Origin of the sequence: Buttiauxella izardii (assembly GCF_003601925.1) — a bacterium.
GTDB lineage: Bacteria > Pseudomonadota > Gammaproteobacteria > Enterobacterales > Enterobacteriaceae > Buttiauxella > Buttiauxella izardii.
In genome coordinates this window covers 21,686-39,601 of the sequence record NZ_QZWH01000012.1, presented here as the reverse complement: position 1 = coordinate 39,601, position 17,916 = coordinate 21,686, and the positions used below count along the sequence as shown (strand labels likewise).

The 17,916-nt window shown below is 52.1% G+C and carries 10 protein-coding genes; 6 read left to right on the top strand and 4 right to left on the bottom strand.

The genetic code is table 11. The features are described 5' to 3' along the window. The 3 genes from D6029_RS07285 to D6029_RS07275 all read left to right on the top strand — a co-directional run bounded on the left by D6029_RS07285 (position 1) and on the right by D6029_RS07275 (position 3,543). A complete protein-coding gene (locus D6029_RS07285) occupies positions 1–324 on the top strand; it encodes a YdbL family probable chaperone protein (RefSeq protein ID WP_120064131.1) in 324 nt (107 codons plus the stop codon). Between the two features lie 346 nt (positions 325–670). Further along, complete coding sequence (locus D6029_RS07280) at positions 671–2,056, top strand: diaminobutyrate--2-oxoglutarate transaminase (RefSeq protein ID WP_120064130.1); 1,386 nt, start codon at positions 671–673, stop codon at positions 2,054–2,056. A gap of 17 nt (positions 2,057–2,073) precedes the next feature. Further along, positions 2,074–3,543, top strand: a complete 1,470-nt coding sequence (locus D6029_RS07275; RefSeq protein ID WP_120064129.1) for a pyridoxal phosphate-dependent decarboxylase family protein — start codon at positions 2,074–2,076, stop codon at positions 3,541–3,543. Positions 3,544–4,147: 604 nt separating this feature from the next. Here the strand turns inward: D6029_RS07275 and azoR are convergent. Then, positions 4,148–4,753 (bottom strand): FMN-dependent NADH-azoreductase, encoded by a 606-nt coding sequence (gene azoR / locus D6029_RS07265; RefSeq protein ID WP_115628733.1) that lies wholly within the window; start codon positions 4,751–4,753, stop codon positions 4,148–4,150. Positions 4,754–5,082: 329 nt separating this feature from the next. Here azoR and hrpA point away from each other — a divergent pair, with 329 nt between their 5' ends. Together hrpA and D6029_RS07255 are read left to right on the top strand one after the other, a co-directional pair. Then, positions 5,083–8,982 (top strand): ATP-dependent RNA helicase HrpA, encoded by a 3,900-nt coding sequence (gene hrpA, locus D6029_RS07260; protein WP_120064127.1) that lies wholly within the window; start codon positions 5,083–5,085, stop codon positions 8,980–8,982. A gap of 159 nt (positions 8,983–9,141) precedes the next feature. Continuing rightward, entirely contained in the window at positions 9,142–9,906 is a 765-nt protein-coding gene (locus tag D6029_RS07255) for an SDR family oxidoreductase (RefSeq protein WP_120064126.1), read from the top strand. Between the two features lie 39 nt (positions 9,907–9,945). On the opposite strand, the gene pepT is transcribed toward D6029_RS07255, so the two are convergent. Next, on the bottom strand, positions 9,946–11,175 hold the full coding sequence (gene pepT, locus D6029_RS07250; protein ID WP_120064125.1) for a peptidase T: 1,230 nt from the start codon (positions 11,173–11,175) through the stop codon (positions 9,946–9,948). A gap of 121 nt (positions 11,176–11,296) precedes the next feature. Here pepT and D6029_RS07245 point away from each other — a divergent pair, with 121 nt between their 5' ends. Beyond that, entirely contained in the window at positions 11,297–12,901 is a 1,605-nt protein-coding gene (locus D6029_RS07245; RefSeq protein WP_120064124.1) for an ABC transporter substrate-binding protein, read from the top strand. 39 nt (positions 12,902–12,940) lie between these two features. Here the strand turns inward: D6029_RS07245 and D6029_RS07240 are convergent, their stop codons facing one another. After that, entirely contained in the window at positions 12,941–15,331 is a 2,391-nt protein-coding gene (locus tag D6029_RS07240; RefSeq protein WP_120064123.1) for a glucose/quinate/shikimate family membrane-bound PQQ-dependent dehydrogenase, read from the bottom strand. Between the two features lie 204 nt (positions 15,332–15,535). Further along, positions 15,536–17,833, bottom strand: coding sequence for an FdhF/YdeP family oxidoreductase (locus D6029_RS07235; RefSeq protein ID WP_120064122.1), 2,298 nt, complete (start codon positions 17,831–17,833; stop codon positions 15,536–15,538). Between the last annotated feature and the right edge of the window lie 83 nt (positions 17,834–17,916).

Genomic DNA, 17,916 nt, shown 5'->3' with positions numbered 1-17,916 from the left:
ATGAAAAATATCGTAAAGGGTGTTTTATTGGCGAGCGTGTTGATTAGCCAGCAGGCTTTAGCATTAACGCTGACTGAAGCCCGCCAGCAAGGGCGAGTTGGGGAGACATTAAGCGGCTTTATCGCGCCGGTTAAGCAAGATAAAGAGACGCTGGCGCTGGTAAAAAGCATCAACGAAGCGCGTTCAGAAAATTATCAGAAGCTGGCGGACAGTAATAATATTTCGGCAAATCAGGTCGCTGAACTTGCCGGGCAAAAGTTAGTTGCACGTGCGCAGGCGGGTGAATATGTGCGTGGAATTAATGGGCAGTGGATGCGTAAATAATATTATGCCTGTCACAGGGCATTATATTGTTCAAAATATATCTCTTAATGTTTATAAGTTTTTACCCTTCTAAGAAAGATCTCGCTGCAAAAACCCCACTTCCAGATTTTAACTCTGCTCAAACATGGTTTGGCAGAGTTTACGGCTATTGATTATATAACGCACTGATTTTCATAAAATAAGTACAAGATAAAAACATTAAGACAACATACAGAGATTAACAAAATAAAATATTGAGTAGAGAGAGAAAAGAACCTATATTGACGGCGTTTTTTACAGAGTGGTCAGTTTTTCTACATTTAATTATTCAACGGCGGGTTAACGAACCGGCAGTTGTGGGAGAGATATGATGACGGATAAAGTCCGTATTGATAGTTTCGGTGCTAATTCATTAAATGGTAACAATGAAACCTATTTGGCTCGACAGGCTGAATTTGAATCAAATGTCAGGAGTTATCCGCGCAAATTGCCTTTAGCTATCGCTCAGGCAAACGGCGTTTGGATCACCGATGTGGAGAATAATCAATATCTTGATTGTCTGGCGGGTGCAGGTACGCTTGCCCTTGGTCATAATCACCCTGATGTGCTGCAAAGCATCCAAAATGTCATTACCAGCGGCTTGCCGTTACATACATTGGATCTGACAACTCCGTTGAAAGATCAGTTCTCTGAATATCTTCTCTCTTTGCTGCCAGGACAGGGCAAAGAGTATTGCCTGCAATTCACTGGCCCATCCGGTGCGGATGCGGTTGAAGCGGCGCTGAAACTGGCTAAGAAAGTCACAGGCCGTGCAGGCATCATCAGCTTCTCTGGCGGCTACCACGGCATGACTCATGGCGCACTTTCTGTGACAGGCAACCTGTCTCCGAAAGAAGCGGTTGATGGCATGATGCCGGAAGTCCAGTTCATGCCTTACCCGCATCAGTACCGCTGCCCACTGGGTATTGGCGGCGAAGCTGGCGTTAAAGCATTAACTTATTACTTCGAAAACCTGATCAATGACGTTGAGAGTGGCGTGCGCAAACCTGCGGCAGTCATTCTGGAAGCGGTTCAGGGTGAAGGCGGCGTGAACCCGGCTCCGGCTGAATGGTTGCAGCGCATCCGTAAAGTCACCAAAGAACACGGCATTATGCTGATCATCGATGAAGTCCAGGCTGGCTTCTGCCGTACCGGTAAACTGTTCGCTTACGAGCACGCCGGTATTGAGCCAGACATCATCGTGATGTCTAAAGCAGTGGGTGGCGGTTTGCCACTGGCTGTATTGGGTATTAAGAAAGAGTTCGACGCATGGTCACCAGGCCACCACACCGGGACTTTCCGTGGTAACCAACTGGCGATGGCAACCGGCCTGACTACGCTTAAGCATCTGACTGAAAACAAGATTGCTGACAAAGTTGCGGCACAGGGCGAATGGCTGAAAGGCCAACTGGCTAACCTGCAAAAACGTTACCCGGTTATCGGCCAGGTTCGCGGTCTGGGCTTAATGATCGGTATCGAGATTGTTAAACCAAACGAAGCGCAAGATCACATGGGTTGCTACCCGTCTGACCCAGAGCTGTCCGCACTGTTGCAGAAAAACTGCTTCAAAGCTGGCCTGATTCTGGAGCGCGGCGGCCGTAACGGTTGCGTGCTGCGTCTGCTGCCATCCTTGCTTATCACTAACGATGAGCTGGCTATTTTCCTCGATAAGTTTGAGCAAGCGCTGCTGGCGTCTGGCATCAAACCTGTTTGAGCGGAGTGAGTGACCTGATGTCCGAACTAAACCCGATTCTGGCAGGCTCAGCCGAAAGCACTGATGCCTACCAGCAGGCGATTGCACAGGCCAGCGCGGCTGTTGTGCAGTGGCTACAGCAACCTGAGATGTATCAGGGTAAATCCGTGGCTGAACTGCGCGAGCGCATTCAGCTGGATTTCAATCCTCAGGGCCTGGGCAACCAGGCGGCTATCGAACGTGCGATTGAATATTTCTTAAAAGACAGCCTGTCGGTGCATCACCCACAATGTGTGGCGCACCTGCATTGCCCAAGCCTGGTGATTAGCCAGGCGGCGGAAGTGCTGATCAACGCCACCAACCAGAGCATGGACTCCTGGGACCAAAGCCCGTCAGCGACCATCATCGAGATGAAGCTGATCGAATGGCTGCGTGCACAAGTCGGTTATCAGGCTGGCGACGCCGGTGTATTCACCAGCGGCGGCACGCAAAGTAACTTGATGGGTCTGATGCTGGCGCGTGACGCATTCTTTGCGCGTCAGGGTCACTCTATCCAGCAAGACGGCCTGGTCGGCGATCTGCGTAAGATTAAAGTCCTGTGTTCTGAAAACGCCCACTTCTCTGTGCAGAAGAACATGGCGTTGATGGGCCTTGGCTATCAGTCTGTGACGCTGGTGAAAACTGACGAGTTCGCGCGTATGGATCTTAACGATCTGCGCGAGAAAGTGGCGCAGGCTCAGGCAAACGGCGAGCAAATCCTCGCGATTGTTGCCACTGCGGGTACTACCGATGCGGGCGCAATCGACCCACTGCGTGAAATCGCCGCACTGGCCGCGCAGCACCAGATTTGGGTGCATGTGGATGCCGCGTGGGGCGGGGCATTGCTGATGTCCGAGCAGTATCGTGACTATCTGGATGGTATTGAATTAGTGGATTCCATCACCCTGGACTTCCACAAGCAATACTTCCAGACCATCAGTTGCGGTGCCTTCTTGCTTAAAGAAGCTCGCCACTATGAATTGATGCGCTACCAGGCGGCTTATCTGAACTCTGAGTTCGATGAAGCAGCAGGCGTGCCAAATCTGGTGTCTAAATCTTTGCAGACCACTCGTCGTTTCGATGCACTGAAACTGTGGATGGGCCTGGAAGCGTTAGGTCAGAAGCAGTACGCGGCGATCATCGATCACGGTGTGACGCTGGCCCAACAAGTTGCACAGTATATTGCTGAACAGTCATCTCTGGAACTGGTGATGAAACCACAACTGGCGAGCGTGCTGTTCCGTTTCCGTCCTGAGCAACTGGCGGGTGCGGATGATGCAGCTATCGCACTGCTGAACCAGAAGATTGGTGACGCATTGCTGGATTCAGGCCGTGCGAACGTGGGTGTGACCGAGCATAACGGCGTGACCTGTCTGAAAATGACATTGCTGAATCCAATCGTGACGCTGGAAGATATTAAACTTCTGCTGGCGTTGGTTGAGAAAACAGCACAGCCATTAATTGGCTAAGTCTCTGGTTTGAGCATAAGAAAATGGGCGGTTTGATACCGCCCATTTTTATTTTTAACTCCCTCATAATATCCCCGTAAACAATCTGATTTTCACATATATAAATGTAATTACATTCATCATGACTATTATTCTTGTTAGGATAAATCCCAACTCGTTGATAAAGATTAAATATTTTTATTAAATCGCACTAATTGCAAAATAATATCCATGCAGTTAATATTGCCATTCATTGATTCCCGGATGGAATGAGATTTAACTCATCTCATTCATTGAGTGTGCCTGCGTTTCACGGATGATAACGTTATGATTATTCTGACAACATTAACTATTTTTATTTTAAAACTGTGCTATCCGCAATATGACTGGCATGGGCTGCGCAAACGGATTTTCTTTTGGTGGGCAATGAATTGCTTGTTTGCATTTGCCTTACTTTATACACAATGGTTTGGATTATCGTTTTTGGTTTCTTCTTTCTTATTAATATTTATGTTGTTGTAATAATTAAAACAATAAAAAAACGGCAAACAAATGTTTGCCGTTTTCATCAATGATTTAGATTTTCGTAGGGTGAATAAGCGTCATCCACCAAATGCAGCGAAACTTAAGCAGTTACGATGCTATCAATCGCCGCTTTCGCATCAGTCTGTGCTTTGGTCGCCACTTCAGGGCCGTAAGCAATACCTTCAGCGAACACGTAGTTCACATCAGTAATTCCGATAAAGCCCAGGAAAATGTTCAGATACGGCACCAGCAAATCGGTTGGGGTATCTTTATGAATGCCGCCACGGCTGGTCAGAACCACAGCACGTTTGCCTGTAATCAAGCCTTCTGGGCCTTTTTCGGTGTAGCGGAAAGTCACACCAGCACGCGCCACCAGGTCGAAATAGTTCTTCAACTGTGTTGGAATGTTGAAGTTGTACATTGGTGCGTTGATGACAATCACATCGTGAGCTTTCAGCTCGGCGATCAGTTCGTCAGACAATGCCAGCGCTTCTTGCTGACGTGGAGAAAGTGGGGCATCGCTTGGACGCAGTGCGCCAACCAGCTCACCATCCAGCACCGGGATTGGGTTTGCGGCCAAATCACGCACGGTGATTTCATCTGCGCTATGCTCTTCACGCCATTGTTCAACAAAATAGTCAGACAGCTGATTTGACTGAGAGTAACCTGCCAGGATGCTGGACTTCAGGACTAATACTTTGCTCATGGGTGATTCCTTTGTTGTGTTCATTCGGGACTGATTGCCCGTTGCTGTGGTGTACCACAAAATAATTCGAGCTGCATGAAGGCGGCGACGCAGTGAATCCCAGGAGCTTACTGAAGTAAGTGACTGGGGTGAGCGAGGAAAGCCAACGCACATGCAGCTTGAAGTATGATGGGGGTACTTTATTCACAATCCGATTGCAGTGATAGCGCAATATATCGAACTCAATGTTCGATTTTATTGAACAAGGCGTCAAAAGGCGTGGTGTGGTAATCTAGCGCTAATTGACGAAACAGACTTACCCGGCAGTGCGCTGCCCAGATGACTACCCAATGGAAAACATAAAACCCTCGCTGTCCTCATTATTCTCGCGTCTCGACGGCTTAATGTTACGCGACAGACAACGCTTCTCCCGCCGTATCCATGGTGCGAAGAAGGTGAAAAATCCTGAATCGCAACAGGCTGTATTAGATTCACTGGCCCAGGAAATCGAAGCGGCAGCCGGTAAGGTTCTGCTGCGCGAAGCCTCGCGTCCTAAAATCACCTACCCGGAAAACCTGCCTGTTAGCCAGAAGAAACAGGATATTTACGACGCTATTCGTGACCACCAGGTGGTTATCGTGGCGGGTGAAACGGGTTCCGGTAAAACCACGCAGTTGCCAAAAATCTGCATGGAACTGGGGCGCGGCTTAAAAGGGCTGATTGGTCACACGCAGCCACGCCGTCTGGCGGCGCGAACCGTCGCCAACCGTATTGCCGAAGAGCTGCAAACGGAGCCGGGTGGTTGCGTTGGTTACAAAGTGCGTTTCACCGATCATGTCAGTGAAAACACCATGGTGAAACTGATGACCGACGGCATTTTGCTGGCGGAAATTCAGCAAGACCGCCTGCTGATGCAGTACGACACCATCATTATTGATGAAGCGCACGAACGCAGTCTGAACATTGATTTCCTGCTGGGTTATTTGCGTGAGTTACTGCCGCGTCGCCCGGATCTGAAAATCATTATTACTTCTGCGACCATTGACCCGGAACGCTTCTCGCGCCATTTCAATAATGCGCCGATCATCGAAGTTTCAGGCCGAACTTATCCGGTCGAAGTGCGTTACCGTCCGATTGTCGAAGACGCCGACGATACCGAACGCGACCAGCTGCAGGCGATTTTTGACGCGGTTGACGAACTCGGCCACGAAAGCGCAGGCGACATTCTGATTTTCATGAGCGGCGAACGCGAAATTCGTGACACCGCTGATGCGCTCAACAAGCTGAATTTGCCGCACACCGAAGTGCTGCCGCTGTATGCGCGCCTGTCGAATAGCGAGCAAAACCGCGTGTTCCAGTCGCACGTTGGCCGCCGCATCGTGCTGGCAACCAACGTCGCTGAAACCTCCCTCACCGTGCCAGGCATTAAATACGTTATCGACCCCGGCACCGCGCGTATCAGCCGTTACAGCTACCGCACCAAAGTGCAACGTTTGCCGATTGAGCCGGTTTCACAGGCGTCTGCCAACCAGCGTAAAGGCCGCTGTGGGCGTGTCTCAGACGGGATTTGTATTCGTCTGTATTCCGAAGACGATTTCCTGTCGCGCCCGGAGTTTACCGACCCGGAAATTCTCCGTACCAACCTGGCGTCCGTTATCTTGCAGATGACCTCGCTCGGGCTTGGCGATATTGCCGCATTCCCGTTTGTGGAAGCGCCGGACAAACGCAATATTCAGGACGGTGTGCGCCTGCTTGAAGAACTCGGCGCGATCACCAGCGATGCCGATCTCAGCGTTTATAAACTAACAACATCGGGCCGCCAGCTGGCGCAATTGCCAGTCGATCCGCGCTTGGCGCGTATGGTGCTTGAAGCGCAGAAGTTTGGCTGCGTGCGTGAAGTGATGATCATCACCGCCGGTTTGTCGATTCAGGATCCGCGCGAGCGGCCGATGGACAAACAGCAGGCATCGGATGAAAAACATCGTCGCTTCCACGACAAAGAGTCGGACTTCCTGGCCTACGTGAATCTGTGGAACTACCTGGGCGAGCAGCAAAAAGAGCTGTCGTCTAATCAGTTCCGCCGCCAGTGTAAGCTCGATTATTTGAACTATCTGCGTGTGCGCGAATGGCAAGATATCTACACCCAGTTGCGCCAGGTGGTGAAAGAACTCGGCTTGCCGATTAATAGCGAACCGGCTGATTTCCGTTCCGTTCACTGTGCGTTATTGACCGGTTTGCTTTCCCATATCGGCCAGAAAGATGCCGATAAACAGGAATACACCGGTGCGCGTAACGCCCGTTTCTCCATCTTCCCAGGCTCCGGTTTATTCAAAAAGCCGCCAAAATGGACGATGGTTGCCGAACTGGTGGAAACCAGCCGCTTGTGGGGACGCATTGCGGCGCGTATCGACCCGGAATGGGTGGAGCCGCTGGCGCAACATCTGCTGAAACGCTCGTACAGCGAACCGCACTGGGAGAAATCGCAGGGCGCAGTGATGGCGACGGAAAAAGTCACGCTTTACGGCTTGCCGATTGTCGCCGCCCGCAGCGTGAACTACAGCCAAATTGACCCGGCGCTGTGTCGCGAGCTGTTCATCCGCCATGCGTTAGTCGAAGGCGACTGGCAAACGCGCCACGCGTTTTTCCGCGACAACCTCAAGTTGCGCAATGAAATTGAAGAACTTGAACACAAATCCCGCCGCCGCGACATCCTTGTCGATGACGACACGATGTTTGAGTTTTACGATCAACGCATCGCACACGATGTGATTTCCGCTCGCCACTTTGATAACTGGTGGAAACAGGCCAGCAAAGAGACGCCGGATCTGCTCAATTTCGAAAAGAGCATGTTGATCAAAGAGGGCGCGGAACAGGTCAGCAAACTCGACTATCCGAACTTCTGGCATCAGGGCAACCTCAAACTGCGCCTGACTTACCAGTTCGAACCGGGCGCTGACGCCGATGGCGTAACGGTGCATATTCCGTTGCCGCTGTTAAACCAGGTCGAAGAAGCTGGTTTTGAATGGCAAATCCCCGGTGTGCGCCGCGAACTGGTCATTGCGCTGATTAAGTCGCTGCCAAAACCGGTGCGCCGCAACTTTGTGCCTGCGCCAAACTATGCCGAAGCATTTTTAGGCCGCGCTACGCCGCTGGAATTGCCGCTGCTGGAAAGTTTAGAGCGTGAATTCCGCCGCATGTCGGGCATCACCATCGACCGCGAAGACTGGCATTGGGATCAGGTGCCCGATCACCTGAAAATGACGTTCCGCATCGTTGATGAGCACAATAAAAAACTCAAAGAGGGCAAAGATCTCACCGAGTTGAAAGGCGGCCTGAAAGATAAAGTCCAGCAAACGCTCTCAGCGGTGGCGGACGACGGTATCGAACAAAGCGGCCTGCACATCTGGAGTTTCGGAAAGCTTCCAGAAAGCTACGAGCAGAAACGCGGCAACTACCGCATGAAGGCGTTCCCGGCGCTGGTGGATGAAAAAGAGAGCGTGGCAATTAAGCTGTTTGATAATCCGCTCGAACAGCAACAGGCAATGTGGCGCGGTTTGCGCCGTTTACTGCTGTTGAACATTCCATCGCCGATCAAATATCTGCATGAAAAGCTGCCGAACAAAGCCAAGCTCGGCCTGTACTTTAACCCGTACGGCAAAGTCATGGATTTGATTGACGACTGCATTTCTTGTGGCGTCGATAAGCTGATTGCGCAGGCGGGCGGCCCGGTGTGGAGCGAAGAAGGTTTTGCGGCATTGCACGAAAAAGTGCGCGCGGAACTTAACGACACCGTGGTGGAAATTGCGAAGCAGGTCGAACAAATCCTGACGGCTGTTTTCAACATCAACAAACGGCTGAAAGGGCGCGTGGACATGACCATGGCGCTCGGTATGTCGGATGTGAAAGCGCAAATGAGCGGCCTGGTGTATCGCGGTTTTGTCACAGGAAACGGCTACAAACGTTTGGGTGATACGCTGCGTTATCTGAACGCCATTGAGAAACGCCTCGAGAAAATGGCCGTCGATCCGCATCGCGACCGCGTGCAAATGCTGAAAGTCGAGCATGTGCAACAAACCTGGCAGCAGTGGCTGAATAAGCTGCCGCCAGCGCGCCGCGTGGATGAAGACGTGCAGGAAATCCGCTGGATGATTGAAGAGCTGCGTGTGAGTTTCTTCGCTCAACAATTGGGTACGCCATATCCGATTTCTGACAAGCGTATTTTGCAGGCGATGGAACAGATTACGGCGTAATCAAAAACAGCCCTCACCCTCAGGGAGAAGGGATTGACCGATTTTCTCCCTCTCCTGGGGGAGAGGGCCGGGGTGAGGGCATTCAACAATGCAATAATCGCATCCCGATACCATACTCCATGAGCGGTCAAATTCTGACCGCTCCACTGGGGTTCTCTCATGAAACGATTAGCCGATAAAGTTGCCATTGTCACCGGGGCCAGTTCTGGCATCGGGTATGTCACCGCGAAGCTGTTTGCCGCAGAAGGGGCGAAAGTTGTGGTCGGTGCCAGGCGTGAAGCCGAACTTGCTCAACTGGTTGATGAAATCAAAGCTGCCGGAGGCGAGGCGGTTGCTGTAACGGGCGATGTGCGCGAAGAATCCTACGCCAAAGCGTTAGTGGAAAAAGCGGTGGCAACGTGGGGGCGGCTGGATATTGCGTTTAACAACGCAGGCACGTTGGGCGAAGGCGGCCCGAGTACCGAAGTCTCAGCGGAAGGGTTCGCCGATGCGGTTGCCATCAATCTGACCGGATCTTTCCTCGGAGCCAAACACCAGATTGCCGAAATGCTCAAACACGGCGGCGGCTCGGTCATCTTTACTTCTACTTTTGTCGGTTATTCATTCGCCTTTCCACAGGTCGCCGCGTACGCCGCCAGCAAAGCCGGTTTGATTGGTTTAACTCAGGCGTTAGCTTCGGAATTTGGCCCACAAAATATTCGTGTCAATTCTGTATTACCCGGCGCGGTGGATACCGATATGTATCGTGACATGAATGATACGGCGGAATCTCAGGCGTTTATCACCGGCCTGCACGCGCTAAAACGCGTGGCAAAACCGGAAGAAATCGCCCGAGCGGTATTATGGCTGGCGTCTGATGAAGCATCGTTTGTGACGGGAACAGCATCGCTGGTTGACGGCGGTGCGTCTATTAACGGGGCATGATATTTGTTGGGCGGGTAAATTTTACCCGCCGTAATCGTTTTATTTAGCCGCTAATAAGCACAGTTTCAGCGCCACGTTATATGAGGCCTCAAAGGCCCGCAGCGGTAAAAATTCAAACTTAGAGTGGAAATTATGCGCACCGGTAAAGAAGTTCGGTGTTAATAAGCCTTTTGCCGATAAGGCCGCGCCATCGGTGCCACCGCGCATTGGAATGATCTTAGGCTCGATATTCAACTCTTTCATCGCCTCGAAAATCAAATCAATCGCGCGACGATCGTCTTTGATCGCATTACTGATATTGCTGTAAGTATCGCTGATTGAAATTTCGACTTTCGCCGTAGGGTGTTGCGCGGCAATTATTTGCGCCACATCGCGTAATTGCTGTTTACGTGCTTCGAAATTTTGCGTATCAAAATCACGAATATTGGCTTTTAATATGGCGTCGTTTTGCGTGGTGTTCATGCCGTTAAACCAAATATAGCCTTCGCGGCCTTCGGTATTCTCTGGCGTCTGGTTGCGGTCAAAATGGCTGATGAAATCATGGGCCATCAGCAACGGGTTCACTAATACGCCTTTGGCGGACATTGGGTGTGCGGTGACGCCAGTAAAACGAATTTCAGCATGAGCGGCGTTAAAGTTTTCATACACCACTTCACCTAATTCACAGCAATCGATAGTCCAGGCAAAATCCACATCAAAGCGGGCTAAATCCAGCGCTTTTGCGCCACATAAACCAATCTCTTCATCCGGCACAAACGCAACCACGATATCGCCATGCTTCATCTCGTCGGTCAGGTTTTCCAGCAGCGTCATCACTACCGTAACGGCCGATTTATTATCCGCACCCAATACGCTGGTGCCGTCGCTGAAAATGATCTCTTCGTTTGGATAGGCGAGGATTTCCGGGTGTTCTGACGTGCGCAGCCAGATATCTTTCTCTTTATTCAGGCACAAATCGTCGCCGGTAAAACGCAAAACTTGCGGATAGATATCCGCTGAAAGCCCGACATCGACGGTATCAATGTGGGTAATAAAACCGACGCGTGGCGCACCGGGAACATTGCCTTTTTTCACGGCGGTGACGGTGGCATGCTCATCGATCACCACATCATCAAGGCCGAACTCGCGCAGTTCTTGCGCCAGTAATTTTGCCATTTCATGTTGGCCGGGAGTGCTCGGTAGCGTGGTCGCGCCCGCCTGGCTTTGGCTGGTAATCGCCAGATAGCGGAAGAAGCGTTGCGTTAATTGTTCTGTTAGTTGTAATGCCATGACTTCCTCTTGGACGAATATATTCATTTGTTTGCAATCGATATTTAATGTTATGTATTACGTTGTTTCATACAAGCTTTATTCTGTCTGGGTCAGGAAAATTATAAATAATAGGGTAAACATGAACATTCACATCACAAGAAAAGCCACAAAGCTCGCATTGATAATAGCGGCACTAACAGTCAGTTCCACTGTTGCTGCGAAAACTCTGGTTTATTGCTCTGAAGGATCGCCGGAAAACTTTAACCCGCAGTTATATACCTCGGGCACCAGCGTGGATGCCAGCGCGGTGCCAGTTTATAACCGCCTGGTGGATTTCAAAGTGGGCACCACCGAATTGCAGCCAAGCCTCGCTGAAAGCTGGGATGTCAGCGAAGATGGTAAGGTTTATACCTTCCACTTGCGCAAAGGGGTGAAATTCCAGAGCAACAAATACTTTAAGCCGAGCCGCGATTTCAACGCCGACGACGTTATTTTCTCGTTTATGCGTCAGAAAGATCCAAAGCATCCTTACCATAATGTTTCCAACGGAAACTATTCCAACTTTGAAAGTCTTGAATTCGGCAAGTTAATTACCGCCATTGATAAAGTGGACGATAATACGGTGCGCTTTACGCTGACTCACCCGGAAGCGCCATTTATTGCCGATTTGGGCTGGTATTTTGCTTCCATTCTTTCCGCTGAATATGCCGATTCCATGCTAAAAGCGGGCACGCCAGAGCGCGTGGATATGGACCCGATTGGCACCGGGCCGTTCCGCCTCGCACAATATCAAAAAGACTCGCGCATTCTGTTTACCGCCTTCCCGGAATACTGGCAGGGCAAAGCGAAAATCGACAAGCTGGTGTTCTCCATTACCCCAGACGCTTCGGTACGTGTCGCAAAACTTGAGAAAAACGAGTGCCAGGTGATGCCATTCCCGAACCCGGCAGATTTGCCGCGCCTGAAGGAAAACGCGGATGTTAACCTGATGCAAAAAGCCGGGTTAAACACCGGGTTCCTGTCCTTTAACACGCAAAAAGCGCCGACCGATAATGTGAAAGTACGTCAGGCGCTGGCGATGGCTATCAACAAACCGGCGATTATCGACGCCGTATTCCGTGGCACCGGAACAGCGGCGAAAAACCTGTTACCGCCGGGTGTTTGGAGCGCAGACGATACGCTGAAAGATTACGAATACGATCCGGAAAAAGCCAAAGCGCTGCTGAAGGAAGCGGGCTTCGCTAATGGCCTGACGATCGACCTGTGGGCGATGCCGGTTCAGCGTCCGTATAATCCGAATGCCAAACGCATGGCCGAAATGATTCAGGCCGACTGGGCGAAAATTGGCGTTACGGCAAAAGTCGTCACTTACGAGTGGGGCGAGTATTTAAAACGAGTGAAAGACGGCGAGCACCAGGCGGCGCTGATGGGCTGGACGACGGCAACCGGCGACCCGGATAACTTCTTCGGCCCGCTGTTTACCTGCCGTTCAGCCGATGGCGGTTCCAACTCTGCGAAGTGGTGTTACCAGCCGTTTGATAAATTGATTCTTGAAGCGCGTGCCTCAAACGATCATGGAAAACGCGTGGCGTTATATAAAGAAGCGCAGCAGATGATGCATGACCAAATGCCAGCGGTGATGATTGCTCACTCGACGATTTTCGAGCCGGTGCGCAAAGAAGTGACAGGCTATGAAGTGGATCCGTTTGGTAAACATATTTTTTACCAGGTGGATGTGAAGTAAAAAACAGAGCGGGTGCCAGGGCACCCGCTTTTTTTTGGCTTATTTCGCGTCTGGCAACGCGTAAGCAATAATGTAATCGCCACGGTCTGGAGACTGACGCGCTCCGCCTGCGTTAATCACGATGTATTGCTTGCCGGTTTTCGGTGACACATACGTCATCGGGCCGGACTGGCTGCCCACAGGCAGGCGTGATTTCCAGATTTCCTTGCCGTTTGCCGTATCAAACGCGCGCAGATAAAAATCCTGCGTACCCGCGAAGAACAACAGGCCGGATTGCGTAGACAGCGACGCGCCCAGTGTCGGCATACCGATTGGGATCGGCAGATGCATACGAATGCCGAGCGGGCCGGTGTCCTGCACGGTGCCAACCGGAACCTGCCACACCACTTTTCCTGATTTCAAATCAACCGCCGACATAGTGCCAAACGGAGGTTTCTGGCAGGGAATCCCCAGCGGAGACAAGAAACGCTCGCGCATTGCGCCAAACGGCGTGCCGTCCATCGGAACAATACCCATCTCGATACCACTGGCGTTTTTCGCCACATTGGCGCGCGGCACCATGTAGTTCGCCAGCCCCAGACGCATATCATTGACAAACATCAGGCTGTTGTTCGGGTCAACGGAAACGCTGCCCCAGTTCATGCCGCCGAGTGAACCCGGATATTGCAGGGAACGATCCAGGCCTGGTGGCGTATAAACACCTTCGTGGCGCATGCCTTTGAACTCGATTCGGCAAATCAGCAGATCGATTGGCGTGGCACCCCACATATCCGACTCTTTCAGCGTTTCGTTACCAATCATCGGCATACCCACCGAGAACGGCTGGGTTTTCGAGTAGCGCTCGCCTTCAACATTGCCTTGCGGAACCGGGCGTTCTTCCACTTTCGCGACCGGTTCACCCGTTTCACGATTGAGCATGAAAATCATGCCTTGTTTGGAGGTCTGCACGATGACCGGCGTGGTGCTGCCTTTGCCGTCTGGCAGGTCATACAGCAGCGGTTGCGACGGTAAATCGAAGTCCCACAAATCGTGGTGAGTGGTCTGGAAATGCCAGCGTACCTGTCCGGTTGCCGCATCGACCGCAACGATAGATGAGCTGTATTTGTCATCTTGCACCGTGCGCGTGCCGCCGAAGAAATCAGGCGTCGCGTTACCGGTCGGCAGATAAATCAGCCCCAGTTTGGCGTCGTAAGACATCGCAGACCACACGTTTGGCGTGCCGCGCGTGTAAGTTTGCCCTTCAGGTGGCAGGCCGGTAATCGCCGGATTACCCGGATCCCACGCCCACGCCAGTTTCCCGGTATGCACATCGTAAGCGCGAACCACGCCCGGAGGCTCGCCGGTGGAGAAGTTATCCGCCACGCGGCCACCCACCACAACCACATTTCCAGCGACCAGCGGCGTGGACGTTTGTTGGTAGTAACCCGGTTTGACTTCGCCCATACCGGCTTTGAGATCGACCGTACCGTGATCGCCAAAGTCTTCGCACAGCTTGCCGTTATCGGCATTAATTGCCAGCAAACGCGCATCGGTAGTCGGCAGGAACAAGCGGCGAGGGCACGCAGCAGGTTGCGCGGGCTCAGCCAGCGTTGCCGCGGCTTTCTGTGTGGTTTCTTCGAAATAGCCTAAACCACGGCAGCGCTGCCAGTTTGGTGCAGTCGCGTGGCTGTCGAAACGCCATTTTTCTTTGCCGGAATCGACATCCAGCGCCAGCACTTTGCTGTACGGCGTGCAGACAAACAGCGTGTCGCCGACCTGCAATGGCGTGTTCTGGTCTTCCGCACCCGAACCATTACTTTGCGGAATATCCCCGGTATGCGCTGTCCAGGCCACTTTCAATTCTGAAACGTTGCCTTTATTGATTTGATCCAGCGCGGCAAAACGGTCGCCGTGAGTGGTGTTGCCCCAGTGTTTCCAGTCTTTTTGCGCTTCATTCGGCGCAACCGGTTTCACCGGCACATCTTCATTGGTAGCGACTTGCACCTGCGGCACAAACATCCAGCCAGCACTCACCAGCATACACACCGCGAGCAGGGCGGCGATGCCATAAGCCGGGCCTTTTTTTACCGGCACATGACTGTGGGCGGCGCGTAAAATCGGCCATGCAATCGCGGCCAGGAATGCCAGCACCGCGAAAGTGAACAGGCGCGAAAATAGCGGCCAGAAATCCCAGCCCGCATCATTGATGGCCCAAATGATTGAGCCAATAAATGCGAGGGCATAAAGCACCAGGCCGGAGGTTTTTTTCTTCAAAATCAGAACGGCGGAAATGAGCATCACGATGCCCATAATTAAGAAATACCCGGTTCCGCCAAGGGCGACTAAATACGCTCCGCCGATGCCAATGGCGAGGCCAATCAGCGCCATCAGCCCGCCGAGAACCCAGAGCAGCCCTAATGCCAGGCCGCGAGGGGGTGTGTAACTTGCCATAACGTTCTCCTGTCGAAGCGTTTTCCTTTTGCTTCTTTATGATAAAACCGCGTAACGAACCAAATGGTTAATTGTGTGGCTATCATAATCTTCCGTTATGATATTGCAAAGTTGTTAATGAGAAATTTCGCATTTATTGCGAATTGGTAACTTACTAGCGGCGGGAAGTCGGGCAGTTGAAAACTACCCGGTAAATGCAGGGTGTCAGGCGATACGTTGAGTTTCTACGGACGCGGAGCGGCTAATTTTCACCGGTACAGATTTTGACGTTGGCGTACCCGTGCCATCGCCGACGCTGCTTAAAGGAACCAATGGGTTCGTTTCCGGGTAATAAGCCGCCAGGTTGCCGCGCGGAATGTTATACGGCACGATTTTGAAGCCGCTGACTTTACGTGTGATTCCGTCATTCCAGACAGTTTCGATATCCACTAAATCGCCGTCTTGCAGTCCAAGTTCCGCCAGATCTTCTGCGTTGATAAACAGCACTTCTCGTTGCCCGTAAACGCCACGGTAACGGTCATCCAGCCCGTAAATCGTGGTGTTGTATTGGTCGTGCGAGCGCAAAGTTTGCAGCGTAAACGGCGCGTTCAATTTACCGAATAACGAGTCAGGGAGCGGGGCGGCGCTAAATTCGGCTTTGCCGGATGGCGTATTAAAACGCAGTTCGGCGGCGGCATTTCCCAGATAGAAACCACCGGGTTTTTCACACAGCTGATTGAAATCTTTAAAGCCCGGCAGCGTGGCAGCAATATGGTTACGAATCAGATTGTAATCATCAGCCAGTGCCAGCCAGTCGAGTTTCTCATTCCCCAAAACCGCATCAGCAATTCCGGCGACAATCGCGGTTTCCGAACGCTGTGTATCAGCAATGGGTTTCCCGATGCCTTCGGAAGCGTGAACCATGCTGAACGAGTCCTCAACGGTGATGAACTGCCGCCCGCTGGCCTGCATATCTTCTTCGGTGCGCCCAAGCGTCGGCAAAATCAACGCCGCTTTGCCCGGCACCAGATGGCTGCGGTTCAGTTTAGTGCTGATGTGAACCGTCAGGCCGCAGCGCTGTAATGCTTCTTCGGTACGCGGACTGTCCGGTGCGGCGGCGGCTAAATTGCCACCCAGCGCAATCAGCACTTTGACTTCATCGCGCAGCATCGCGGCGAGCGCTTCAACGGTGTTATGGCCCTGGGCGCGTGGCGGTTCAAACTCGAAATGCGCGGCGAGGCTATCCAGCAGGGCGGCTGACGGTTTTTCGTCGATGCCCATTGTGCGGTTGCCCTGCACATTACTGTGGCCGCGCACCGGGCAAAGTCCGGCACCCGGTTTACCCAAATGACCGCCAAGCAATTGCAGGTTAGCGATTTCGCGCACCGTATTGAGCGAATGTTTATGCTGAGTAATACCCATCGCCCAGGTACAAATCACGCGCTCGGCCTGCTGCCATACGCTGGCGGCATCACGCAATTGCTGCTCGCTCAGGCCGGATTGCTGCGTGATGTGCGCCCAGTTGGTGTTGTCGATTTCCGCAAACCAGGCTTCGATGCCATGGGTGTTTTCATCAATAAACGCCTGGTCAAAAATGCCCGCATCGCCGTTCGCCAGTTGCTGACGGTGTGTTTCGAGCAGCGCTTTTGCCATGCCGCGAATCGCCGCCATATCACCGCCTAAATTCGGCTGGTAATAATAGGTGCTGATATTGCCCGCCAGCGGCGTTACCACTTCCAGCGGTTTTTGCGGATCGGCAAAACGCTCAAGACCACGTTCACGCAGCGTATTAAAGGTGACGATTTGTGCGCCGTTTTCGGCGGCGTGGCGCAGGCTGTGCAACATGCGCGGGTGGTTGGTGCCAGGGTTTTGCCCAAACACGAAAATCGCGTTGGCTTTATCAAAATCGTTCAGATGGATGGTGCCTTTACCGACGCCAATACTGCGCTTAAGGCCGCTGCCGCTGGCTTCGTGGCACATATTCGAGCAGTCCGGGAAGTTGTTGGTGCCGACCATGCGCCCAAAAACTTGATACAGATAAGAGGCTTCGTTGCTGGCTCGCCCGGAAGTGTATAACTCCATCTGGTTCGGGTTATCCAGCGCCTTGATATGTTGGCCGATGAGCGCGAATGCGTCATCCCAGCTAATCGCTTCATAATGATCGGTCTGCGGGTTATAGCGCAGCGGTTCGGTCAGTCGCCCTTGATATTCAAGGAAATAATCGCTTTGCTGATAGAGCTTGCTGACGCTGTGCTGGGCGAAAAACTCATGGTCGATAAAGCGGCGGGTGGCTTCCCAGGTCACGGCTTTTGCGCCATTTTCACAGAAGCTAAAAGTACTTTTATTATCATCGCCCCACGCACAGCCGGGGCAGTCGAACCCTTTGGCTTTGTTCATGCGCATCAAGTTGCGCAGGTTTTTCAGGGCGTGTTTGCTGTCGATAACAAAACGGGTGGTGGCTTCGAGTGAACCCCAGCCGCCAGCCGCAGCATGATAGGGTTTGATGGCAGATTTAAATTTCATAACGCTTATTCATTGTCCTGTGGGTGCCGCACGCGGCTACGCCATTTACTGTTACTTAGAGTTTACTCCTGTTTAACTTCTAT